At 43.0% G+C, this 22,099-nt stretch carries 25 protein-coding genes; 24 read left to right on the top strand and 1 reads right to left on the bottom strand.

The window, feature by feature from the left end; genetic code table 11:
• The first annotated feature begins 118 nt into the window (after positions 1 to 118).
• The 12 genes from lepA (at position 119) to ACH0BF_RS14675 (ending at position 12,917) form a co-directional block, all read left to right on the top strand.
• A complete protein-coding gene (gene lepA, locus ACH0BF_RS14730) occupies positions 119 to 1,954 on the top strand; it encodes a translation elongation factor 4 (RefSeq protein WP_120033171.1) in 1,836 nt (611 codons plus the stop codon).
• Positions 1,955 to 2,027: 73 nt separating this feature from the next.
• The gene (gene hemW / locus ACH0BF_RS14725) at positions 2,028 to 3,176 is read left to right on the top strand and encodes a radical SAM family heme chaperone HemW (RefSeq protein ID WP_406909565.1); all 1,149 of its coding nucleotides are present in this window, start codon (positions 2,028 to 2,030) and stop codon (positions 3,174 to 3,176) included.
• A gap of 108 nt (positions 3,177 to 3,284) precedes the next feature.
• The gene (gene hrcA, locus ACH0BF_RS14720; protein WP_120033165.1) at positions 3,285 to 4,313 is read left to right on the top strand and encodes a heat-inducible transcriptional repressor HrcA; all 1,029 of its coding nucleotides are present in this window, start codon (positions 3,285 to 3,287) and stop codon (positions 4,311 to 4,313) included.
• Positions 4,314 to 4,419: 106 nt separating this feature from the next.
• On the top strand, positions 4,420 to 4,998 hold the full coding sequence (grpE, locus tag ACH0BF_RS14715) for a nucleotide exchange factor GrpE (RefSeq protein WP_340853239.1): 579 nt from the start codon (positions 4,420 to 4,422) through the stop codon (positions 4,996 to 4,998).
• Between the two features lie 34 nt (positions 4,999 to 5,032).
• Complete coding sequence (dnaK, locus tag ACH0BF_RS14710; RefSeq protein ID WP_406909564.1) at positions 5,033 to 6,865, top strand: molecular chaperone DnaK; 1,833 nt, start codon at positions 5,033 to 5,035, stop codon at positions 6,863 to 6,865.
• Positions 6,866 to 7,014: 149 nt separating this feature from the next.
• Positions 7,015 to 8,127 (top strand): molecular chaperone DnaJ, encoded by a 1,113-nt coding sequence (dnaJ, locus tag ACH0BF_RS14705; protein WP_120033155.1) that lies wholly within the window; start codon positions 7,015 to 7,017, stop codon positions 8,125 to 8,127.
• Positions 8,128 to 8,149: 22 nt separating this feature from the next.
• Positions 8,150 to 9,091 carry a 50S ribosomal protein L11 methyltransferase gene (prmA, locus tag ACH0BF_RS14700; protein ID WP_120033152.1) on the top strand — a complete coding sequence of 314 codons (942 nt, stop codon included), beginning with the start codon at positions 8,150 to 8,152 and terminating at the stop codon, positions 9,089 to 9,091.
• 87 nt (positions 9,092 to 9,178) lie between these two features.
• Positions 9,179 to 9,931 carry a 16S rRNA (uracil(1498)-N(3))-methyltransferase gene (locus ACH0BF_RS14695; protein WP_120033149.1) on the top strand — a complete coding sequence of 251 codons (753 nt, stop codon included), beginning with the start codon at positions 9,179 to 9,181 and terminating at the stop codon, positions 9,929 to 9,931.
• Between the two features lie 5 nt (positions 9,932 to 9,936).
• Entirely contained in the window at positions 9,937 to 11,283 is a 1,347-nt protein-coding gene (mtaB, locus tag ACH0BF_RS14690) for a tRNA (N(6)-L-threonylcarbamoyladenosine(37)-C(2))-methylthiotransferase MtaB (RefSeq protein WP_120033146.1), read from the top strand.
• 176 nt (positions 11,284 to 11,459) lie between these two features.
• On the top strand, positions 11,460 to 12,143 hold the full coding sequence (deoC, locus tag ACH0BF_RS14685; RefSeq protein ID WP_406909562.1) for a deoxyribose-phosphate aldolase: 684 nt from the start codon (positions 11,460 to 11,462) through the stop codon (positions 12,141 to 12,143).
• Between the two features lie 134 nt (positions 12,144 to 12,277).
• Positions 12,278 to 12,451, top strand: coding sequence for a 30S ribosomal protein S21 (rpsU, locus tag ACH0BF_RS14680; protein WP_041097322.1), 174 nt, complete (start codon positions 12,278 to 12,280; stop codon positions 12,449 to 12,451).
• A gap of 19 nt (positions 12,452 to 12,470) precedes the next feature.
• The gene (locus ACH0BF_RS14675; RefSeq protein WP_120033140.1) at positions 12,471 to 12,917 is read left to right on the top strand and encodes a GatB/YqeY domain-containing protein; all 447 of its coding nucleotides are present in this window, start codon (positions 12,471 to 12,473) and stop codon (positions 12,915 to 12,917) included.
• Between the two features lie 61 nt (positions 12,918 to 12,978).
• On the opposite strand, the gene ACH0BF_RS14670 is transcribed toward ACH0BF_RS14675, so the two are convergent.
• Entirely contained in the window at positions 12,979 to 13,206 is a 228-nt protein-coding gene (locus tag ACH0BF_RS14670) for a hypothetical protein (protein ID WP_406909561.1), read from the bottom strand.
• Between the two features lie 130 nt (positions 13,207 to 13,336).
• Between ACH0BF_RS14670 and ACH0BF_RS14665 the strand changes: the two genes are divergently transcribed.
• The 12 genes from ACH0BF_RS14665 to recO all read left to right on the top strand — a co-directional run bounded on the left by ACH0BF_RS14665 (position 13,337) and on the right by recO (position 22,063).
• Positions 13,337 to 14,656, top strand: a complete 1,320-nt coding sequence (locus tag ACH0BF_RS14665; protein ID WP_340853249.1) for an NfeD family protein — start codon at positions 13,337 to 13,339, stop codon at positions 14,654 to 14,656.
• Between the two features lie 15 nt (positions 14,657 to 14,671).
• Positions 14,672 to 15,670, top strand: a complete 999-nt coding sequence (floA, locus tag ACH0BF_RS14660) for a flotillin-like protein FloA (RefSeq protein ID WP_120033137.1) — start codon at positions 14,672 to 14,674, stop codon at positions 15,668 to 15,670.
• 25 nt (positions 15,671 to 15,695) lie between these two features.
• A complete protein-coding gene (locus ACH0BF_RS14655; protein WP_406909559.1) occupies positions 15,696 to 16,082 on the top strand; it encodes a hypothetical protein in 387 nt (128 codons plus the stop codon).
• Between the two features lie 59 nt (positions 16,083 to 16,141).
• Positions 16,142 to 16,426, top strand: a complete 285-nt coding sequence (gene yqfC / locus ACH0BF_RS14650; RefSeq protein ID WP_120033131.1) for a sporulation protein YqfC — start codon at positions 16,142 to 16,144, stop codon at positions 16,424 to 16,426.
• A gap of 12 nt (positions 16,427 to 16,438) precedes the next feature.
• Complete coding sequence (yqfD, locus tag ACH0BF_RS14645) at positions 16,439 to 17,680, top strand: sporulation protein YqfD (RefSeq protein ID WP_406909558.1); 1,242 nt, start codon at positions 16,439 to 16,441, stop codon at positions 17,678 to 17,680.
• Entirely contained in the window at positions 17,631 to 18,593 is a 963-nt protein-coding gene (locus ACH0BF_RS14640) for a PhoH family protein (protein ID WP_120033125.1), read from the top strand. Before yqfD ends, ACH0BF_RS14640 begins: the two co-directional genes overlap by 50 nt.
• Positions 18,594 to 18,758: 165 nt before the next feature.
• A complete protein-coding gene (ybeY, locus tag ACH0BF_RS14635) occupies positions 18,759 to 19,232 on the top strand; it encodes an rRNA maturation RNase YbeY (RefSeq protein ID WP_120033122.1) in 474 nt (157 codons plus the stop codon).
• Entirely contained in the window at positions 19,210 to 19,599 is a 390-nt protein-coding gene (locus tag ACH0BF_RS14630) for a diacylglycerol kinase family protein (RefSeq protein ID WP_120033119.1), read from the top strand. Before ybeY ends, ACH0BF_RS14630 begins: the two co-directional genes overlap by 23 nt.
• A gap of 88 nt (positions 19,600 to 19,687) precedes the next feature.
• Positions 19,688 to 20,086, top strand: coding sequence for a cytidine deaminase (locus tag ACH0BF_RS14625; RefSeq protein WP_120033116.1), 399 nt, complete (start codon positions 19,688 to 19,690; stop codon positions 20,084 to 20,086).
• Positions 20,079 to 20,999, top strand: coding sequence for a GTPase Era (era, locus tag ACH0BF_RS14620; protein ID WP_120033113.1), 921 nt, complete (start codon positions 20,079 to 20,081; stop codon positions 20,997 to 20,999). Before ACH0BF_RS14625 ends, era begins: the two co-directional genes overlap by 8 nt.
• A gap of 110 nt (positions 21,000 to 21,109) precedes the next feature.
• On the top strand, positions 21,110 to 21,265 hold the full coding sequence (locus ACH0BF_RS14615) for a YqzL family protein (RefSeq protein WP_120033110.1): 156 nt from the start codon (positions 21,110 to 21,112) through the stop codon (positions 21,263 to 21,265).
• Between the two features lie 24 nt (positions 21,266 to 21,289).
• The gene (gene recO, locus ACH0BF_RS14610) at positions 21,290 to 22,063 is read left to right on the top strand and encodes a DNA repair protein RecO (RefSeq protein ID WP_120033107.1); all 774 of its coding nucleotides are present in this window, start codon (positions 21,290 to 21,292) and stop codon (positions 22,061 to 22,063) included.
• The last annotated feature ends 36 nt before the right edge of the window (positions 22,064 to 22,099 follow it).

Below are 22,099 nucleotides of genomic sequence, written 5' to 3'. Positions count from 1 at the left end.
TTTGCACTCTTTAAAGCTGACTAAGATGCTTTCACTTTTGTAAATTGTCAATTGCTTTTCTGGCTGATATAATCAATGCTAGTATACATGCGCCGACTAACAGGAGTGAAGAAAAAACATGAATAATGAAGAGAAACAATTAAGACAAGAGCATATCAGAAACTTCTCGATTATTGCTCATATTGACCATGGGAAGTCTACTTTAGCCGATCGGATATTGGAGTATACGAATGCTCTGTCTTCCCGGGAGATGAAAAGCCAGCTGCTCGATTCAATGGACCTTGAGCGTGAGCGGGGCATTACGATTAAGTTAAATGCTGTGCAATTGAATTATAAAGCGAAAAATGGAGAAGAGTATATTTTCCATTTAATCGATACACCAGGACACGTCGATTTCACTTATGAAGTGTCTCGCAGCCTTGCCGCCTGTGAAGGGGCAATCCTTGTAGTGGATGCAGCACAAGGAATTGAAGCCCAAACACTGGCGAATGTCTATCTCGCTTTAGACAATGACTTGGAAATTCTACCGGTCATCAATAAGATTGATTTGCCGGCAGCAGAACCAGAACGCGTTCGTCAAGAAGTGGAAGATGTCATTGGTCTGGATGCTTCAGAAGCGGTTCTTGCCTCCGCAAAAGCTGGTATTGGGATTGAGGAAATTTTAGAGCAAATTGTTGAAAAAGTGCCCGCTCCAACAGGTGATTCATCAGCTCCATTAAAGGCGCTTATTTTTGATTCTTTATATGATGCTTATCGAGGCGTTGTTGCCTATATCCGCGTCGTAGATGGTTCAGTAAAAGCAGGGGACAAAATTAGAATGATGGCAACCGGTAAAGAATTCGAGGTCACCGAAGTGGGGGTCTTCACGCCGAAAACAACCGTACGCGATGAATTGACTGTCGGGGATGTTGGCTTCTTGACTGCTGCTATCAAAAATGTAGGCGATACGCGGGTGGGGGATACGATCACTTCAGCCCATAATCCAGCAGTTGAAGCGCTGCCTGGATATAGAAAGCTGAATCCGATGGTTTATTGCGGGCTTTATCCGATCGATTCATCAAAATTCAATGACTTGCGCGAAGCTCTGGAAAAATTAGAGCTAAATGACTCCGCCCTTCAATTTGAGCCGGAAACATCACAGGCGCTTGGATTTGGCTTCCGTTGCGGGTTCCTTGGACTCCTCCATATGGAAATTATCCAAGAAAGAATCGAGCGTGAGTTTAAAATTGATCTGATTACCACAGCACCGAGCGTTATTTATAAAGTGCGGATGACCAATGGCGAAGAAATAAACGTAGATAACCCTTCCAATATGCCGGATCCGCAAAAAATAGACGCGGTGGAAGAGCCATACGTGAAAGCGTCGATTATGGTGCCAAATGACTATGTTGGCGCGGTCATGGAGCTTTCCCAGAATAAGCGCGGTATTTTTATTGATATGCAGTATATGGACGAAAACCGGGTAAATGTGATTTATGAAATCCCGCTTTCGGAAATCGTTTACGATTTCTTCGACCAATTAAAGTCCAGTACGAAAGGCTATGCTTCCTTTGATTATGAACTTATTGGATACAAAACATCCAAGCTTGTAAAAATGGATATTTTACTCAATGGCGACAAAGTGGATGCGTTAAGCTTTATCGTCCATCGTGATTTTGCTTATGAGCGTGGCAAGGTAATTGTTGAAAAGTTAAAAAGTTTGATTCCAAGACAGCAATTTGAAGTGCCTGTACAGGCGGCCATCGGCCAGAAGATTGTGGCGAGATCCACCATTAAATCGATGGGTAAAAACGTTCTTGCTAAATGTTACGGCGGAGATATTTCCCGTAAGCGTAAATTGCTTGAGAAGCAAAAAGAAGGGAAAAAGCGCATGAAGCAAGTTGGCTCGGTTGAAGTACCACAAGAGGCCTTCATGGCAGTCTTGAAAATGGATGACGATAATAAAAGTAAATAGGAAAAGAGAGAGGGAAAGCACAAATGCTTCCCCTTTTTCACGTTATTGAACAAACAAAGAGGAGTTTTCTTATATGATACGTTCCGCATACATTCACATTCCCTTTTGCCAGCAAATTTGCCATTACTGCGATTTTAATAAAGTCTTTTTAAAAAATCAGCCGGTGGACGACTATATAAGGGCGTTGGCTGATGAAATGAAAATGACCATGGAACAGGCCCCCTCTAATCAGCTGGATACCATTTTCGTCGGCGGAGGAACGCCTACGGCTCTTAATGCTGCGCAACTCGATAAGCTGTGCCAAGCTATCCGAGATTATTTGCCTTTTGCAAATGGGGAGTTCACATTTGAAGCAAATCCAGGTGACTTAACGGCTGAGAAGTTGAGAGTGCTGAGAAGTTACGGAGTAAATCGCTTGAGTCTTGGTGTACAGTCCTTTAATGATGAGTTGCTTCGTGCCATCGGACGTACGCATTCAAGCAGTGATGTGTTTGCTACGATAGAAGATGCAAGAGCATCTGGCTTCGACAATATTAGCATTGATTTAATATATGCCCTACCGAATCAGACGCTTGCGGACTTCCGGGACACTTTAAAGCAAGCACTTAGCTTGCAGCTTCCGCATTATTCCGGCTACTCATTGATTATTGAACCTAAAACTGTGTTTTATAATTTAATGAGAAAAGATGCCTTGCCGCTTCCGAAAGTGGAAACAGAAGCAGCGATGTATGAATTGCTTGAAGAGGAAATGGCCGCTTCAGGTCTTCAGCAATACGAGATCAGCAATTTTGCCCGTCCTGGGTTTGAAAGTCTTCATAATCTTGTATACTGGAATAATGAACAGTATTACGGATTTGGCGCCGGTGCTCATGCTTATATAAACGGAGTTAGGCGATCCAATCATGGGCCGCTGAAAAAGTATATGACTCCCATACAAGAAGGGCAGCTTCCTTTGCTGCATGAAAGCAAGTTAACTGAAAAAGAGAAGATGGAAGAGGAGATGTTCCTTGGGCTCCGCAAAATTGCGGGGGTGTCAGTTTCTCATTTTGAAAACAAGTTTGGTATCTCTCCATTTTCCTTATTTAAAAAGCCGATTGAGGAAATGATTGGGAGAGAATTGCTCGTGGTAGAGGATAATGAATTCCTCCGACTGACAGCGCAGGGGAAACTTTTAGGAAACGAAGTGTTTCAAGCATTTTTGCTCACTGAAGAGAATGAATAACAGAGCGGTGTAATAAGTGCTCTGTCGTTGACATTAATCGCTGATTTTGATAATTTATTTATAGATTTAGCACTCCTGACAATCGAGTGCTAACAGAGGTGATCAACGATGTTAACCGATCGTCAACTTTTTATTTTGCAAATAATTATTGATGATTTCATTCGATCTGCACAGCCAGTTGGCTCCCGCAGCCTCGCGGAAAAAGAAGAAGTAACGTTTAGCTCAGCTACCATTCGCAATGATATGGCAGAGTTGGAGAATCTCGGTTTTATAGAGAAACCTCATACATCTTCAGGGCGTGTGCCGTCAGAAAAAGGATACCGTTATTATGTGGATCACTTGCTGCGGCCGAAAAAGTTGAACTATCAGGAAGTGGAAACAATCAATTCTATTTTTGTGGACCGCATCTATGAATTGGAGAAAGTTGTTCAGAAATCGGCAGAAATCCTATCGGAGCTGACAAACTATACGGCAATTGTGTTAGGGCCTGAGTTGAAAGATAATAAGCTAAAAAAACTGCAAATTGTGCCACTCGGCCAAGATACAGCAGTTGCGATTATTGTCACTGACACGGGTCATGTTGAAAATCGGACGTTCTCCTTGCCTGAACGAGTAGATGCTTCCGATATTGAAAAAATGGTCAACATACTAAATGAAAAGCTTATTGGTGTTCCGCTTTCTGAGCTCCATGATAGATTATATAAAGAAATTGTTGTGCTGCTGCGTCGGCATATTCGTAACCACGATGCATTATTATCTATGTTTGTAAAAGCAGTAGATTTGCATGCCAATGAAAAGCTTTTCTTCGGTGGGAAGACGAATATGTTGAATCAGCCAGAATTTCACGATGTAGAAAAAATTAGACTTGTGATGAACATGATTGATCAGGAAGAGGGAATATACCGACTGATCAGTGGTGTTCCAGCCGGTATTCAAGTGAAGATCGGAAAAGAAAATAAAAATGCTGCTATGCGGCATTGCAGTTTGATCACCGCTTCTTATTCTGTTGGAGATGAACCAGTTGGTACCATTGCTATTCTTGGTCCGACAAGAATGGAATATTCGCGTGTCATTAGTCTTGTAGACTTTTTAAGCCATGACATGACAAAAGCTTTAACAAATTTGTATCATAGTTAAAGAAAGTATGAAGCAGGCGGAAATTAGCGTGTTTATGCTAATTTCCTTCTCTTTATGCAAAAAGGCGGAATCGAACCGTCTATTCTTTAAAGGAGGTGAAACACGAATGGCAGAAGAGAAAGAACTGAAGAAAGAAGAAAAGCAAGAAATGGAACAACAGCCTTTAACAGAAGAAGCTCCTGTGCAAGCAGAGGATGCTCCAGCTGAGGAGGAACAATCTGCAGCAGACGCTTCTCTTGAAAAAATAAATGAGCTTGAGCAAAAACTTGAAGAAGCTGAAAACCGTTATTTGCGCTTGCTGGCTGATTTTGATAATTTTCGCCGCCGTGCACAACTAGACCGTGAAGCAAGTGAAAAATATCGTGCTCAAAGCTTAATTTCTGATCTTCTTCCGCTGCTGGACAATTTCGAACGCGCATTAAAGGTGGAAGCGACAAATGAACAGACCCAATCCGTACTCCAAGGAATGGGAATGGTGTATAACGGTCTGATTTCCGCGCTTGAAAAAGAAGGCGTCGAGGTGATTGAAGCAGTTGGCAAAGAATTTGACCCGAACTTTCATCAAGCTGTTATGACAGACAGCGATGACCAATACAGCCCTAATGAAGTGATTGAAGAGTTTCAAAAAGGGTATAGGCTGAAGGATCGCGTTATCCGTCCGTCGATGGTAAAAGTAAATCAGTAAACCAGTACATATTTTCAAAGGAGGCAAATCGCAAATGAGTAAAATAATTGGTATCGACTTAGGAACAACAAACTCATGTGTAGCGGTTCTCGAAGGTGGAGAACCAAAGGTTATTCCAAACCCGGAAGGTAACCGGACAACACCATCTGTTGTAGCATTCAAAAATGGTGAGCGCCAGGTAGGGGAAGTGGCTAAACGCCAAGCGATTACAAATCCTAATACAATTATTTCTATTAAGCGTTACATGGGAACAAACCATAAGGTTGAAGTAGAAGGAAAAGAATATTCTCCTCAAGAAATCTCAGCAATGATTTTACAATATTTAAAATCATATGCAGAGGATTATCTGGGAGAGAAAGTTGAAAAAGCTGTTATTACTGTTCCAGCTTACTTTAATGATGCCGAGCGCCAGGCAACAAAAGATGCGGGGAAAATTGCCGGTCTTGAAGTTGAGCGGATTATTAACGAGCCAACAGCAGCAGCTCTTGCTTATGGAATGGATAAAATGGATGAGGATCAAACCGTGCTTGTTTATGACTTGGGCGGCGGTACATTCGACGTATCGATTCTTGAGCTTGGTGACGGTGTATTTGAAGTTCGTTCGACTGCAGGTGATAACCGCCTTGGAGGAGACGACTTTGACCAAGTCATTATCGATTATTTAGTTCAAGAGTTCAAAAAAGAAAACGGCATTGACTTGTCAAAAGATAAAATGGCGATGCAGCGTCTAAAAGATGCAGCGGAGAAAGCGAAAAAAGACCTTTCAGGTGTTACTTCTACTCAAATTTCCCTGCCGTTCATTACAGCAGGCGAAGCAGGGCCACTTCACTTGGAATTAACGTTAACTCGTGCAAAATTTGATGAGCTATCAGCTGATTTAGTTGAGCGCACAATGGGACCTGTGCGTCAGGCGCTTTCTGATGCAGGCATTTCAGCATCTGAGCTTGACCGTGTTATCTTGGTTGGTGGATCTACTCGTATTCCTGCTGTTCAGGAAGCGATTAAGAAAGCAACAGGAAAAGAACCTCATAAAGGGGTCAACCCAGATGAAGTAGTGGCAATGGGAGCTGCCGTACAGGGCGGTGTATTAACTGGCGACGTTAAAGATGTTGTTCTTCTAGACGTTACACCACTTTCACTCGGAATTGAGACGATGGGCGGCGTATTTACTAAGTTAATTGAACGTAATACAACTATTCCAACATCTAAGTCCCAAGTGTTCTCAACGGCAGCGGACAATCAAACAGCGGTTGATATTCATGTTCTTCAAGGGGAACGCTCTATGGCTTCTGCCAACAAAACACTCGGTCGCTTCCAACTGACTGATATTCCGCCAGCACCACGTGGTATTCCGCAAATTGAAGTAACATTTGACATTGACAAGAACGGAATTGTAAATGTCAGTGCGAAAGATCTTGGCACCGGCAAAGAGCAGAATATTACTATTAAATCTTCTTCCGGCCTATCTGATGAAGAAATCGATCGCATGGTAAAAGAAGCGGAAGAAAATGCAGAAGCGGATAAGCAGCTGAAAGAAGAAGTAGAATTGAAGAACGAAGCCGATCAGCTCGTATTTACGACTGAAAAAACATTGAAAGAGCTGGAAGGCAAAGTAGATGCGGCTGAAGTAGAAAAAGCGGAAAAAGCAAAAGAGGAATTAAAAGCCGCGCTTGAGAAAAATGAATTGGAAGACATCCGCACGAAGAAAGAGGCGCTTTCAGAAATTGTGCAGAACTTATCAGTAAAATTATATGAAGAAGCAGCGAAACAGGCACAGCAAGCTCAAGGAGGAGAAGAGCAAGCATCTGGTCAAAAAGGCGATGATGTCGTTGACGCTGAGTTTGAAGAAGTAGACGATAAGAAATAATTGCCATACACGTCTGCCTTTCAGACATTGAAAAGTCAAAGTCAGGGGTTTCTTGACTTTGGCTTTTTTCAATGAATAATATTCACTATTGCTAAGCAATTATGTTAAAATAGCCTTTATGTGAAATGAATCGGGGAGTGGGCAATGATATGAGTAAACGAGATTATTATGAAGTGCTCGGCGTTGAAAAAGGCGCCTCAAAAGATGAAATAAAAAAAGCATACCGAAAGCTCTCTAAAAAATACCATCCGGATATTAACAAAGAAGCCGGTTCAGATGAAAAGTTCAAAGAAATAAAAGAAGCTTATGAAATATTAAGTGATGAACAAAAGAGAGCACAGTATGATCAGTTCGGCCATACAGATCCTAATCAGGGCTTTGGCGGACAGGATTTTGGCGGCTTCGGCGGCTTTGAAGATATTTTTAGTACATTCTTTGGCGGCGGTCGCAGAAGAGATCCAAATGCTCCGCGTCAGGGAGCTGATTTGCAATATACGATGACCATCAGTTTTGAAGAAGCGGTGTTTGGCAAAGAAACAGACATACAAATTCCAAAAGAAGAAACGTGCGACACTTGTAAGGGCACAGGTGCCAAACCAGGAACAACCCCTGAAACATGTAACCATTGCCATGGGACAGGAGAGCTGAATGTCGAGCAGAACACACCGTTCGGCCGCATTGTCAATCGCCGTGCGTGTCCTTATTGTCATGGCACAGGCAATATTATTAAAGAAAAATGCTCCACTTGCGGCGGTGATGGCGTAGTTACAAAGAATAAGAAGATCCATATTAAAATCCCGGCAGGCATCGATGATGGCCAGCAGCTTCGTGTAGCAGGCCAGGGAGAACCAGGGGTTAATGGTGGTCCGGCGGGCGACTTATTTATCGTTTTCCGTGTGCTCCCTCATGAATTGTTTGAACGGGAGGGGGATGACATTTACTGTGAGATCCCGATTACTTTTGTTCAATCCGCGCTTGGTGATGAAATTGAGGTGCCAACCATCCACGGCAAGGTTAAACTGAAGGTGCCAGCTGGCACGCAAACGGATACGAAATTCCGTCTGCGTGGAAAAGGGGTGCCGAATGTGCGTGGGTATGGCACGGGAGATCAACATATTCGAGTGAAAGTCATCACGCCAACAAAGCTCAGTGAAAAGCAGAAGCATTTGCTGCGTGAATTTGCTGAAGTAAGCGGAGAAGTGCTGGATGAACAGGAAAAGAGCTTTTTTGATAAAGTAAAACGTGCGTTAAAGCGCGACTAAATGAGAATGGAGCTGGCAAGACGTGAAGTGGTCTGAGATTAGTATTCAAACAACAAATGAAGCCGTGGAACCAATTTCAAACATTTTGCATGAAGCAGGTGCAAGCGGAGTTGTGATTGAAGATCCAGTTGAACTGATAAGGGAAAGGGAAGATCAGTTCGGTGAAATTTATGAGCTCAATCCTCATGATTACCCGGAAGAAGGCGTAGTTATTGTTAAAGCTTATTTGCCTGTCAACAGCTTTCTCTCTGAAACAGCGGAAGAAATAAAAGAATCCATTAAAAACTTGGCTAGTTATGACATTGATATTGGCCGCAATGAAGTAAAGATTACGGAAGTTTATGAAGAAGACTGGGCTACAGCCTGGAAACAATATTATAATCCGGTTAAAATCTCTGAAAAATTTACAATTGTGCCCACATGGGAGCAATATGAACGAGTCAGTACGGATGAGTTAATCATTGAACTTGATCCCGGCATGGCGTTCGGTACAGGTACACATCCGACAACTGTTATGTGTCTACAAGCATTGGAGCGTTATGTTAAAGCTGGAGATTATGTTGTAGATGTGGGCACTGGCTCAGGCGTGCTTAGTATTGGAGCCGCCCTGCTCCAGGCAAAGAGAGTTACGGCTCTTGATCTTGACGAAGTTGCTGTAGAAGCAGCAAAGGAAAACATTCAATTGAATCAAGTGGACGACATAGTAACCGTATTGAAAAACAACTTGCTTGACGGCATCGATGAACAGGCGGATGTCATTGTAGCGAACATACTTGCTGAAGTCATTCTTTCTTTTACGGGAGATGTAGCTAAAAAGGTAAAGCCGGGCGGCTACTTTATTTCGTCAGGAATTATCGGGCAAAAGAAAGAGCAGGTAAAAGAAGCTGTGCAAGCAGCTGGGTTTGATGTCGAAGAAACACTTTTGATGGAAGATTGGGTAGCCATTATTGCTAAAAAGAAATAGAAAATGGCATAAAACATATAGGCAAATTTGACCGGTCGGCCGTTTGGCCACGGCCTGAACGATATTTTTGCAGACGGGGTGACAACTGTGCAGCGATATTTTTTAAATGATAAGCCAGGAAATGATAAAAGAGTAACGATTGAGGGGGAAGACTTCTATCATTTAGCGCGCGTAATGCGTGCCAAGGAAGGAGACTGTGTATCTGTCGTTTTTCCGGATGGGGAGTCAGCGGTGGTGGAGCTTGAAGAACTTTCCACTGACCGTGCCCTTGCTTTTGTCGTAAAATGGCTGCATGATGAGAAAGAGCTGCCGGTTGCTATCACGATTGCGAGCGGCCTGCCGAAAGGGGATAAACTGGAACTCGTCATTCAAAAGGGAACCGAGCTTGGGGCAAGCAGGTTTGTCCCTTTTCATGCGGATCGCTCCATCGTTAAGTGGGATGAGAAAAAGGCAGCCAAAAAGACAGAACGCTGGGCAAAAATTGCCAAAGAAGCGGCTGAACAATCTCAGCGGAACCGCGTGCCGGAAGTAAATGTGCCGGTGGATTTTCAACAGTTAATTCGAATCGGACAAGAGTATTCGTTTAAATTATATGCATTTGAAGAAGAAAGCAAAAAAGGAGAGAAGACGGCGTTCCATCACCTGTTGAGCAACATGCAACAGGGGGATGAACTGCTAATTGTCTTTGGACCAGAAGGCGGAATATCAGAGCAAGAGGCAGAAGAGCTAAAGAGCAACGGATTTATCCCTTGTGGACTCGGTCCTCGTATTTTACGGACCGAAACAGCGCCTCTTTACGCCTTGTCTGCTATCTCCTACCATTTTGAACTAATGAGGTGATGACCATGCCTACAGTGGCATTCCAAACACTTGGATGTAAAGTAAATCATTATGAGACCGAAGCCATCTGGCAGCTGTTTAAGAGCCAGGGCTATGACCGTGTAGAATTTGAATCAACTTCTGATGTGTACGTCATTAATACGTGCACAGTAACTAATACAGGCGATAAAAAAAGCCGACAAGTCATCCGGCGTGCTGTCCGCAAAAATCCCGATGCAGTTATTTGTGTAACTGGCTGTTATGCCCAAACTTCTCCGGCGGAAATTATGGCTATTCCCGGAGTAGATATAGTCGTTGGGACGCAAGACCGCGTAAAGATGCTCGAGTACATTGAACAATATAAGAAAGAACGCCAGCCTATTAATGGTGTCGGCAATATTATGAAAAACCGAGTATATGAAGAACTCGATGTTCCGGCTTTCACAGATCGTACGCGCGCTTCTTTGAAAATCCAAGAAGGTTGCAACAATTTCTGTACATTTTGCATCATTCCATGGGCGCGTGGCTTAATGCGTTCCCGAGACCCGGAAGAGGTCATTCGCCAAGCTCAACAACTTGTGGATGCCGGCTACAAGGAAATCGTACTCACTGGTATTCATACTGGTGGTTATGGTTCGGATATGAAAGATTACAATTTAGCTATGCTGCTGACGGATTTAGAGGAGAAGGTAAAAGGCTTAAAGCGTATCCGCATTTCTTCGATTGAAGCGAGCCAGCTTACTGACGAAGTCATCGAAGTGATTGACCGCTCTAAAATTGTCGTTAGACATTTGCATGTACCGCTTCAATCCGGCTCAAATACAGTTTTAAAAAGAATGCGTCGTAAATACACGATGGAATTTTTCGCTGATCGCTTAAACCGTCTTAAAAAAGCTCTTCCTGGATTAGCTGTTACTTCAGATGTCATTGTCGGTTTTCCAGGTGAAACAGAAGAAGAGTTTATGGAAACATATAATTTTATTAAAGAGCACCAATTTTCCGAGCTTCATGTTTTCCCATACTCCAAGCGTACAGGTACGCCAGCAGCTCGCATGGATGATCAAATCGATGAAGAGGTCAAGAACGAACGTGTTCACCGTCTGATCGAGCTTTCTGACCAGCTCGCAAAAGAGTACGCTTCCCGTTTTGAAGGGGAAGTGCTGGAAGTCATCCCTGAAGAACCATTTAAAGAAGACGGAGCAGCAGAAGGATTGTACACAGGGTATACAGACAACTATTTAAAAGTTGTTTTTCCTGCAACAGAGGAAATGGTTGGTCAAATTGTGAAAGTGAAAATTACAAAAGCAGGTTATCCATTTAATGAAGGACAATTTGTTCGTGTGATGGATGAAGAGCTAGAGCCGACCGTTTAATATAAAATCAAAGCCTTTCATACAAATTATGTATGAAAGGCTTTTAATTTTCTTGAAAAAGGGTATGTTAAAAGGAAAATAAATAGAAAGCTATTAAAGAAACTCGCCATTTTGCTCATTCGATGGTACGATAGAAGAAGAGGTACGTACAACTTGTTGAAAAGGAGATTAGTCACTTGATAACAGATCAATTTGGGGATATAGCAAAAGCGATTGACCATACTTTACTAAAAGCAGAAACAACGAAAGAAGAAGTGAAGAAGCTTTGTGAAGAAGCAAGGGCTTATGAATTTGCGTCTGTGTGCATCAACCCTGTCTGGGTAGCGTATGCGGCCGAGCAGCTCAAAGATACGAAAGTTAAAGTATGTACAGTTATTGGGTTTCCACTAGGAGCTACAACAACAACCGTAAAAGCGTTTGAAACGAAAGAAGCCATCGAAAATGGAGCAACGGAAGTGGACATGGTTATCAACATCGGCGCGTTAAAAGCGGGAGATGACGAGACGGTTTTAAAAGACATCCAAGCGGTTACTGCTGCTGCGCGGGGAAAGGCTTTAACTAAAGTCATCATTGAAACGAGTTTGTTAACAGACGAGGAAAAAGAACGGGCTTGCCGTCTGTCTGTTGAGGCGGGAGCTGACTATGTGAAAACATCTACCGGTTTTTCTACAGGCGGAGCAACAGAAGAAGATGTCCGTCTCATGAGAAAAACAGTCGGTCCAGACGTTGGTGTAAAAGCTTCTGGAGGGGTGCGTAGTCAAGAAGATGCTGTTAACATGATTAAGGCAGGAGCCACAAGAATTGGGGCCAGTTCAGGTGTAAAAATTATTCAAGGATTAAAGGGAAATTCAGACTATTAAATTCCGAATAAACATATCGGTGGTTGAAAAGGAATTTCTTGACCGACATACTGGCTTGTATTATAATTATTTGGTACATGGAATTTCCGTTACGGAACATGTAATCGTAAGTGTTCGGAGGGAGGGAAAGAGATATGTCAAAAACAGTTGTTCGTAAAAACGAATCGCTTGAAGACGCTCTACGTCGGTTCAAACGTGCTGTTTCCAAAACTGGAACTTTACAAGAAGCAAGAAAACGTGAATTTTATGAAAAACCAAGCGTAAAGCGTAAAAAGAAATCAGAAGCGGCTAGAAAACGTAAGTTCTAATGAGAGAGAGGGTATTACTTTGAGTCTTCTCGAGCGTTTAAACGATGACATCAAGCAAGCGATGAAAAACAAAGAAAAAGAAAAATTAACTGTGATCCGCATGTTAAAAGCTTCCTTGCAGAATGAAGCTATTAAAGCAGGGAATGAAGGATTAACAGAAGATCAAGAGTTGGCAGTTCTTTCTCGTGAAGTGAAACAGCGCAAAGACTCCCTCCATGAATTTGAAAAGGCGGGGCGTGCTGACCTCGTTTCAAAAATTCAAACTGAACTGACTTACGTGAACTCATATATGCCAAAACAGCTTTCAGATGAAGAGCTAGAAGCAATTGTTCAGGAAACAATCGCTGAAGTAAATGCTTCCTCTAAAGCAGATATCGGCAAAGTAATGGGCGCTTTAATGCCGAAGATAAAAGGCCGGGCTGATGGCGGTCTCGTCAACAAGCTCGTTCAGCAAAAACTTTCATAAAAAAAGATGACAGGATTCTTCCTGTCATCTTTTTTTGTCGTTATTTATAGCAGATAGTAATCTACTTAAAACAGATGGTGAGTTTGTCTTTTGCCTCCTCACACGCCTTCTGCTTTTTCCCTTGCTCAGCTACAGCGTCTAGCTTGCACAGCGGTTTCGGTCTCTCAAGGCCGCCTCCTTGTCGATCCCTCCAACCTCCTATCGGGCTAATCAGGCTGCTTCCGCTTTTCTCTTGTCTAGCTGCAGCAGCCAGCCCGCACGGTGGTTTCGGTCTCTCGATCGGAGTCAAAGAGCCGCCTCCTTGTCGATCCCTCCAACCCCCTATCGGGCTAATCAGGCTGCTTCCGCTTTTCTTGTTATATTTTTGAAACTTTTCCTTTACACTATACGTATAGAAGAAAAAGGAATCCTTGAGGGGGGTGAGTTTGATAAGAAAGTGGTCTGCTTTATTGTTTGGCTTGTTGCTCTTTTTTACAGGACTGAGCTTTCCGGTTTTTTCGCAGAATAAGGAGAAGCCTGTATATGTGGTACCTGTTCATCATGAAGTAGAAAAAGGGCTGTATGCCTTTATGAAGCGTTCGTTTCAAGAGGCGGAGGAAAATGGAGCTCAATTAATTGTTCTTGATATTCACACACCGGGCGGGGCGGTGGATGCAGCCGGGGAAATTGGCAAGCTTTTAGATGAGACAGATACGCGAACCGTCGCTTTTATTAACGACCGAGCATTATCGGCAGGAGCTTTTATCTCTCTGCATACGGACGCGATTTACATGGTGCCTAATGCTCAAATGGGGGCAGCTGCCGTCATTGATGAGCAGGGCAATATGGCTGATAAGAAAGCACAAAGCTACTGGCGCTCTGCTATGAAAAGTGCTGCACAAACGAACGGTCTTGATCCTAAATATGCAATTGCTATGGCAGATCCGGATATAGATTTGCCGCAATATGGTGCTGAAAAAGGCAAACTATTAACCTTTTCATCAAAGGAAGCACTGGAAACTGGCTACTCCAAAGCGACTGTCAGTCAATTGAAGGAAGTTTTGCAGCATGAAAAGGCAGTGGAAGCTCCGGTAGTGGAAGTAAAAGAAAGCTGGGCGGAAAAGGTAGCCCGCTTTGTGACGAATCCCATCATCGTTCCTATTTTACTAACACTAGCCAGCTTAGGTCTGGTTCTTGAGTTATATTCACCTGGCTTTGGCTTGCCGGGTTCCATCGGTCTTGCTTCTTTGTTGTTATTCTTCTACGGCCACCTGGTTGCTGGCCTTGCAGGATACGAGTCTTTGCTTTTATTTATTATTGGAGCGCTTCTCGTTATAGCTGAGCTTTTTCTTCCGGGCGGGATTGCTGGCATATTGGGGATATCTGCAGTAGCTGCAAGTATTTTGCTTGCTGGGGATAATGTAAAATGGATGGGACTGTCTCTGGTGATTGCTATGGTCATCTCTATAACGGTTATGATTTTAATGGTAAAGGTGTTTGGTAAAAAGATGAAATTTTTCAAAAAAATCATTTTAACGGATTCTACGAGCACGGAAAGCGGATATGTATCAAATGTGAACCGGTCAGAGCTTCTTGGCAAAACCGGTGTTACAAAAACGCCTTTTCGGCCAGCAGGTACAGTTATTATCAATAATGAGAGAATAGATGCTGTTAGCGAGGGCGGCTTCATTGAAGCAGAAAAAGAAGTAACCGTAGTAAAAGTGGAAGGAGCACGAATTGTCGTGCGGGAAACTGAATAATAAGGGGGCAGAATAATGGATCTTAGCTTTGCATTTATTATTGCAGCAGTTATCATTGGCATTATCATTTTATCGGTGTTTTTTACATTTGTTCCTGTTATGCTGTGGATTTCAGCCTTAGCAGCGGGAGTAAGAGTTAGTATTTTTACACTCGTGGGGATGAGGCTTCGCCGGGTTATCCCAAGTCGTGTGGTCAATCCAATGATTAAAGCGTCAAAAGCAGGACTCAATGTTACAACGAATCAATTGGAAAGTCATTACTTAGCTGGAGGAAATGTTGACCGAGTAGTAAATGCCTTAATCGCTGCACAGCGGGCCAACATCGAATTGTCTTTTGAAAGATGTGCGGCAATCGATCTCGCGGGCCGTGATGTACTTGAAGCTGTACAGATGAGTGTTAACCCAAAGGTAATTGAAACTCCGTTTATCGCCGGTGTGGCGATGGATGGGATTGAAGTAAAGGCGAAAGCACGTATTACGGTTCGGGCTAATATTGAGCGGCTCGTTGGGGGAGCTGGAGAGGAGACAGTCGTGGCCCGTGTCGGAGAGGGGATTGTATCGACGATCGGATCCAGTGACAACCATAAAAAAGTTCTTGAGAACCCGGATATGATTTCTCAAACAGTTTTAAGCAAAGGGTTGGATGCGGGAACGGCGTTTGAGATTTTGTCCATTGATATTGCCGATGTAGATATCGGTAAAAATATCGGAGCTGAGCTGCAGAGAGAGCAAGCGGAAGCAGATAAGAATATTGCTCAAGCAAAGGCAGAAGAACGCCGTGCGATGGCTGTGGCGAACGAGCAGGAAATGAAAGCCCGGGTACAGGAAATGAGAGCTAAGGTAGTAGAAGCCGAGGCGGATGTGCCACTAGCTATGGCCGAAGCCCTGCGAACAGGCAATATTGGTGTGATGGATTATATGAACTACAAAAACATTGATGCAGATACAGGCATGAGAGGATCAATTGGCAAAATGGCCGGCGGTAACAAAGATGGAAAAGATCAAGGTCAGTAAAGCCTGTTTTTAAAGGAGGTCCGTAATGGAATCCATTATTATAGCTATCATTATCGGAGTCATCTCGGTTGTGACTAACCGGTTAAAGGGTGAAAAAAAAGAGGAGAAAAAAACGGCAACACAACCGAAACATACAGATTCTCCTTCTGCCACCGATATTTTTACACAGGTAAAAAAGGCGAGTCAGCCTCGTGAAACAAATCGTCCGGAAATAAAAGAAAAGTATGAAGAAATAAGAAAAAAAACCGTCCGCAGCGAAAGAACGGACGGCCGTCTCCGCCGCTTTCAGGAGGAAAATAAAAGAGAAACAGTCTCCGCTGAACCTCACTTTGAAGCGGAAGCCGATGATTTAGTAAAAGGAATCATTTTAGCAGAGATCTTAGCTCCGCCTAAAGCGCTGAGGCGGAAATAAACTGACATGTTCCCCCTTCTCCTTTCATACATTTGAAAGGAGAGGGGGGTTCTTTTTTTATGACAAAAAAGTGGGGAGAGCAAATGAAGAGCTGGCTGACAAAATCGCTGAATCTACCCGAAGATGTCATGATGGACCTTCCCCGGATCACGATGATCGGTCAGCTTCATATCTATATTGAAAATCATAGAGGACTGCTTGCTTTCTCTGATAAAGAAGTAAGATTAATGCTGACGAAGGGGCAACTGTTAATTAAAGGACAGTCATTTACGATTAAAACTATTTTGCCGGAAGAAATATTAATTGAAGGAAAAATCGAAAAGCTCGTTTATTTGGATGGGTAAGGGGGAAAAAGCTTGAACAATCAGTGGCTTGCTTTTTTTCAAGGAATCATTTTTGTAAAGGTGCAAGGGCAAGGAGCAGAACGTTTTATTAATCGCTTAATTCGTTCCCGCGTTCCCATTTGGAATGTAAGCAGACAAAGTGAACAGGCTGTTTCATTTTCCTGTTCACTTCAGCATATTCACAAGGTGAGAAGGGCCGCACGTACATTCGAAGGGGACATATACTTTTATAGGGGAGAGGGCTTCCCTTTTTTGCTGAAAAGGCTGTGGAAAAGTTCAGGGTTTTTAATTGGAGCGATTGCCTTTCTTGTTGTTATTTTATTATTATCGAACGTTGTCTGGCGGATAGATATTCGTGGAGCCAGCCCGAAAATGGAACACCAAATCCGTAAAGAGCTGGCTGACATTGGTATTGAGAAAGGCCGGTTTATCTTTAGCATGGATGATCCAGAAACGGTCCAGCACAAACTATTGAACCGTATCGAAGGAGTAACATGGATCGGTGTAGAAGTGAAAGGCAGCACGTTTCATTTCCGGGTCGTAGAAAAAAATGCCCCCAAGGAAAAGAAGTGGAATGGCCCTCAGCATCTCGTCGCGGCAAAAGAAGCGGTTATAGTAAAGTTGTTTGTGAAAAAGGGACAGGCTGCTGTAAAAAGAGATCAGTTTGTTCATAAAGGCCAACTACTTGTTTCTGGACTAATCGGCACAGAAGAGAAATTAAAAGAGGTAGCTGCTGATGGGGAGGTGTTTGGGGAAACCTGGTACAAAACTACAGTAGAAATGCCTATAGAAACTGAGTTTCAAGTGCTGACCGGACAGCAGGTGAAAAAGCATATGCTTCAAGTAGATACCTTTAGATTCCCTATATGGGGATTTAAAAATCATTCTTTTGCTAATCATAAGGAGGACGAGCAAGTGCACTCTGTTTCCTTCCTTGGAATGAAATTACCGGTCAGCTATGTAGAAAAAACATACTATGAAAGCAGACGAACGAGCCGTTCTTATACAGAAAAGGAAGCGGAGATTCGTGCTCGGGAAATTGCACGAAGGGATCTAGAGGCAAAACTTCCTGAGAAAGCAGAGATTCATGGTGAAAAAATTTTGCAGAGACAGTTTACGAATGGTAAAGTTAAATTATCTATACACTTCCAAGTACTAGAAAATATAGCCGTAGCCAAACCAATCACTCAAGGAGACCAAAAGAATGCCAGAAGAAAAAAACATAATGAATATCCAACTCGAGAATCCGAATGAGGCAGCAGCATTATTCGGTGTATCGGATAAAAATCTGACTATTTTAGAGGAAGAATTTGATGTATCTCTTATAACAAGAGGGGAGACGCTTCACATAGCTGGTGCAGAAGCAAACACCGCATTAGTCAGAGAAATTATCTACCGCTTGCTCCTTATTATTCGCAAAGGCATCAATATTGGAGAGCGGGATATTATGAACGCTGTGCAAATGGGGAAAAATGGGACGATTGAATACCTAGATGAGTTATATGACCAGGAAATCACTAAGAATGCGAAAGGAAAACCTATTCGAATCAAAACGCTTGGCCAGCAGGAGTATGTAACAGCGATCCGTAGGCAGGATCTTGTATTCGGCATTGGCCCGGCAGGTACGGGAAAAACTTATTTGGCGGTAGTTATGGCAGTCCATGCATTAAAAACCGGGCAGGTTAAACGAATTGTACTCACAAGGCCAGCAGTAGAAGCAGGAGAAAGCCTCGGGTTTTTGCCTGGGGACTTAAAGGAAAAAGTAGACCCATATCTACGACCGCTTTATGATGCTCTCCATGACGTATTGGGTACAGAGCAAACGCAGCGGCTCATTGAGCGGGGAACAATTGAAGTAGCGCCACTTGCCTATATGCGTGGCCGAACGCTTGACGATGCATTCGTTATTTTAGATGAAGCCCAAAATACAACGAAAGCCCAAATGAAAATGTTTTTAACGCGGCTTGGCTTTGGGTCAAAAATGGTCATTACCGGCGATCGAACACAAATTGACTTGCCGAAAGGAGCACAATCAGGGCTCGTTTCAGCAGAGCAGATTTTGAATCGAGTGCCCTCTATTTCTTTCGTTCACCTGGAACAAAGCGATGTCGTTCGTCATCCGCTCGTTGCCCGTATTATCCAAGCTTATGAAGAACTTGAGAATTGACAGGCAGTCTGAGGGCTGGCTGTTTTTCTTTTCCTAGAGCCGCACATGATTTTTTCGGAGAAACCTGTTATGATTTTACGTACAAGAGAGTGATACTCACCAAAAATACAATGATCACTCTGTCCATTGGCAGATGGAATGTTAAGTAAAGAATGGAGGAAAGAGATGAGTCTGATTATAGATATGGTGGATGAAACGGAAGAGTTAAAGGCAGAGGCTTTCCAACTCGTCGAGGCATTGTTAGAATTAACAGCCGAGAAGGAAGCGGTAGCAGAAGACAGTGAGGTCTCAATAACTTTTACGAATAATCCGAGAATCCAGGAGATTAATCGTGAATACCGTGGGAAAGATACACCAACAGATGTTATTTCTTTTGCATTAGAAGAGATGGGGGAAGAGGAAATAGAAATCAGTGGAGCGGAAGGCTTGCCGCGGGTGTTAGGAGATATTGTTATCTCTGTCGAGCGGGCAAAAGAACAAGCGGTTGAATATGGGCACAGTTTTGAAAGAGAGCTGGGCTTTTTGGCAGTCCACGGGCTTCTCCATCTGCTTGGCTATGACCATATGACTGAGGAAGAAGAAAAGGTTATGTTTCAAAAGCAGAAGGAAATTTTAAATGAATACGGATTACAGCGGTAGAAAAAACTTTCAGTGGAAACGGTTCCTATCTTCTTTTCGGTTTGCGTTGAACGGCTTGCGCATTGCACTAAAAGAACCTAATTTCCGGTTCCATTTAACCGCTGCAGCAGCCGTCGTAGCCGCAGGTTTTTTTTTCGCATTGTCGCCGATAGAGTGGTTATTCATTCTAGTTATGATCTTTGGGGTGCTGACGCTTGAGGTAATCAATACAGCGATAGAGAAAACAGTTGATTTAGTAACGAAAGATTATCAGCTGCTGGCAAAACAAGCGAAAGATTTAGCTGCAGGAGCTGTTTTGCTGTTTTCCCTCCTCGCGGTGTTAGTAGGGATGATCATTTTTCTGCCAAAGGCATTGGAGTTGCTTTAGATAATTTAAACTTTTCTGAAAATTTGTTGCTAAATGGATTACAATTAAGCTATTTTATATTAAAATAGAAAGTGAAGGAGCATAAAAATTGAAACGAGAACAGTTAATTAAGGAAGCGGCAGTCGCAAGAGAGAATGCCTATGTTCCTTATTCAAAATTCAAAGTAGGAGCGGCACTTTTGACGAAGGATGGCAAAGTCTTTCGCGGATGCAATATCGAAAACGCTGCCTACAGCATGTGTAATTGCGCAGAAAGAACAGCTTTGTTTAAAGCGTGGTCAGAAGGGGAAAAAGAATTTACAGCGCTTGCGGTTATCGCTGATACGGAGCGTCCGGTGTCTCCGTGTGGTGCTTGCCGTCAGGTGATCTCCGAGCTTTGCAGTCCTGATATGAAAGTAATCTTGACAAACTTGCAGGGTGCTGTGCAGGAAACAACAGTTAGAGAATTATTGCCAGGAGCATTTTCACCGGAGGATCTACATGAATAAAAACGAAACGAACTCAACATATAAATCAGGCTTTATTTCAATCATTGGTCGTCCAAATGTAGGGAAGTCTACTTTCTTAAACAGGGTGATTGGCCAAAAAATCGCTATCATGAGTGATAAGCCGCAGACGACGAGGAACAAAGTCCAAGGTGTTTACACAAAAGAGGATGCCCAAATGATTTTTATCGATACTCCAGGCATTCATAAACCAAAGCACAAGCTTGGAGATTTCATGATGAAAGTGGCTGTTAATACGTTGAAGGAAGTTGACCTTGTGCTTTTTATGGTCAATGCCGAGGAAGGTTACGGCCGTGGTGATGAATTTATTATTGAAAAGTTAAAAGGGATTCACACACCAGTTTTTCTTGTTGTTAATAAAATTGACCGAGTGCATCCGGACCGGCTGCTGGAGTTGATTGATCAGTACAAAAGTTTGCATGCGTTTGCGGAGATCATTCCAATCTCTGCTCTCGAAGGAAATAACGTAGAGCGTCTTCTTGGTCAGATTGAGGAAAATCTTCCTGCTGGGCCGCAGTACTATCCGGCTGATCAGGTAACCGACCATCCAGAACGCTTTATTGTATCAGAGTTGATTCGGGAAAAAGTGCTGCATTTGACGAGAGAAGAAGTGCCGCATTCTATTGCGGTTGTGATTGACAAAATGGAGCGCCGCGGGGATAAAGAAATTATTAATGTCATGGCTACCATTATTGTAGAGCGAGATTCGCAAAAAGGAATCGTTATTGGCAAGCGAGGAGCCTTACTAAAGGAAATTGGCCAGCGAGCACGACAGGATATTGAACACTTACTCGGATCCCAAGTATTTTTGGAGCTGTGGGTGAAAGTACAGAAAGATTGGCGCAATAAAGCGTCTAATCTTCGCGATTTTGGATTCCGTGAGGATGAATATTAATCAGTGGATAATTAGAAATTTTTGCTCCTCATAATCAAAAGGTAATCGGTGAAGCTATTAAGGAAGCCAAGGGTAAATGCCAGTTTCAATTAAGAAAGGCGGGAAAAAGCATGTTGGATTTTACGTGGAAAGTCTTTTCTGAGACAGGAAGTGTTGAAATGTACCTTCTATATAAGGAGATTGAAAAAGGCGGCAAGTATCCCCCGTTTGAACAAGAGCAGCAATTGGCTAGTCCCGACTTCCCGGTTGCCGGAATGACGAATTGAGGAGGACGAAAGGACGGCCTTCTCATGCTTCAAAAGATTGAAGGGATCGTAATTCGAACATCCGATTATGGAGAAACCAATAAAGTAGTAACGATTTTTACACGGGAGAAAGGAAAAATTGCTTTCATGGCGCGAGGAGCTAAAAAGCCTAACAGCCGTCTTTCTGCCGTTACTCAGCCATTTACACACGGCAGTTTTTTAGTTCAGTCAGGTAGCGGACTTGGCACGCTGCAGCAAGGTGAGATGCTTTCATCCATGAGGCATATCCGTGAGGACTTGATCATGTCTGCGCATGCTGCTTACATGGCTGAACTGCTTGATAAAAGCACGGAAGAAAAGAAGCCGAATCCATATCTATATGAACTCTTTGAGCAGTGTCTTCACTATTTGAATGAGGGGTATGACGCGGAGATTTTAACGGCTATTTTCGAAATGAAAATGTTGCAAGTCATCGGCCTGCGTCCCGAGCTATCCAGCTGTGTTAATTGTGGGAGCCGGGACGGCCGATTTGCTTTTTCTATCCGAGAAAACGGTTTTCTATGCCATCGCTGCTTTAAAATCGATCCTTATTTATTGCCGTTATCACAGGCCGCTATTAAGCTTTTACGGTTATTTTATTTTTTCGATTTGAACAGGCTGGGTAATATTAATGTCAAGGAAGAGACGAAGAAAGAATTGCGAACGGCCATTTCTCTTTACTATGATGAATATTCTGGTATTTATTTAAAATCACGCAGGTTTCTTGATCAAATGGAGAGAATGCAGTCTTTTCTACATAAAGAGCAAGAAGAGGATTGACAAATTGTCTGTTTTCGATTAAGTTTTTTATATTCA

This window comes from Pseudobacillus sp. 179-B 2D1 NHS (assembly GCF_045370945.1).
GTDB lineage: Bacteria > Bacillota > Bacilli > Bacillales > Domibacillaceae > Pseudobacillus.
This window is presented reverse-complemented; position numbering and strand designations above follow the sequence as displayed.

Excerpts from the sequence above, each read along its gene's own strand:
- lepA (WP_120033171.1), top strand. The coding sequence starts at position 119 with ATGAATAATGAAGAGAAACAATTAAGACAAGAGCATATCAGAAACTTC.
- hemW (WP_406909565.1), top strand. The coding sequence starts at position 2,028 with ATGATACGTTCCGCATACATTCACATTCCCTTTTGCCAGCAAATTTGC.
- hrcA (WP_120033165.1), top strand. The coding sequence starts at position 3,285 with ATGTTAACCGATCGTCAACTTTTTATTTTGCAAATAATTATTGATGAT.
- grpE (WP_340853239.1), top strand. The coding sequence starts at position 4,420 with ATGGCAGAAGAGAAAGAACTGAAGAAAGAAGAAAAGCAAGAAATGGAA.
- dnaK (WP_406909564.1), top strand. The coding sequence starts at position 5,033 with ATGAGTAAAATAATTGGTATCGACTTAGGAACAACAAACTCATGTGTA.
- dnaJ (WP_120033155.1), top strand. The coding sequence starts at position 7,015 with ATGAGTAAACGAGATTATTATGAAGTGCTCGGCGTTGAAAAAGGCGCC.
- mtaB (WP_120033146.1), top strand. The coding sequence starts at position 9,937 with ATGCCTACAGTGGCATTCCAAACACTTGGATGTAAAGTAAATCATTAT.
- rpsU (WP_041097322.1), top strand. The coding sequence starts at position 12,278 with ATGTCAAAAACAGTTGTTCGTAAAAACGAATCGCTTGAAGACGCTCTA.
- floA (WP_120033137.1), top strand. The coding sequence starts at position 14,672 with ATGGATCTTAGCTTTGCATTTATTATTGCAGCAGTTATCATTGGCATT.
- ACH0BF_RS14655 (WP_406909559.1), top strand. The coding sequence starts at position 15,696 with ATGGAATCCATTATTATAGCTATCATTATCGGAGTCATCTCGGTTGTG.
- yqfC (WP_120033131.1), top strand. The coding sequence starts at position 16,142 with ATGACAAAAAAGTGGGGAGAGCAAATGAAGAGCTGGCTGACAAAATCG.
- ACH0BF_RS14640 (WP_120033125.1), top strand. The coding sequence starts at position 17,631 with ATGCCAGAAGAAAAAAACATAATGAATATCCAACTCGAGAATCCGAAT.
- ybeY (WP_120033122.1), top strand. The coding sequence starts at position 18,759 with ATGAGTCTGATTATAGATATGGTGGATGAAACGGAAGAGTTAAAGGCA.
- ACH0BF_RS14630 (WP_120033119.1), top strand. The coding sequence starts at position 19,210 with ATGAATACGGATTACAGCGGTAGAAAAAACTTTCAGTGGAAACGGTTC.
- era (WP_120033113.1), top strand. The coding sequence starts at position 20,079 with ATGAATAAAAACGAAACGAACTCAACATATAAATCAGGCTTTATTTCA.
- ACH0BF_RS14615 (WP_120033110.1), top strand. The coding sequence starts at position 21,110 with ATGTTGGATTTTACGTGGAAAGTCTTTTCTGAGACAGGAAGTGTTGAA.
- recO (WP_120033107.1), top strand. The coding sequence starts at position 21,290 with ATGCTTCAAAAGATTGAAGGGATCGTAATTCGAACATCCGATTATGGA.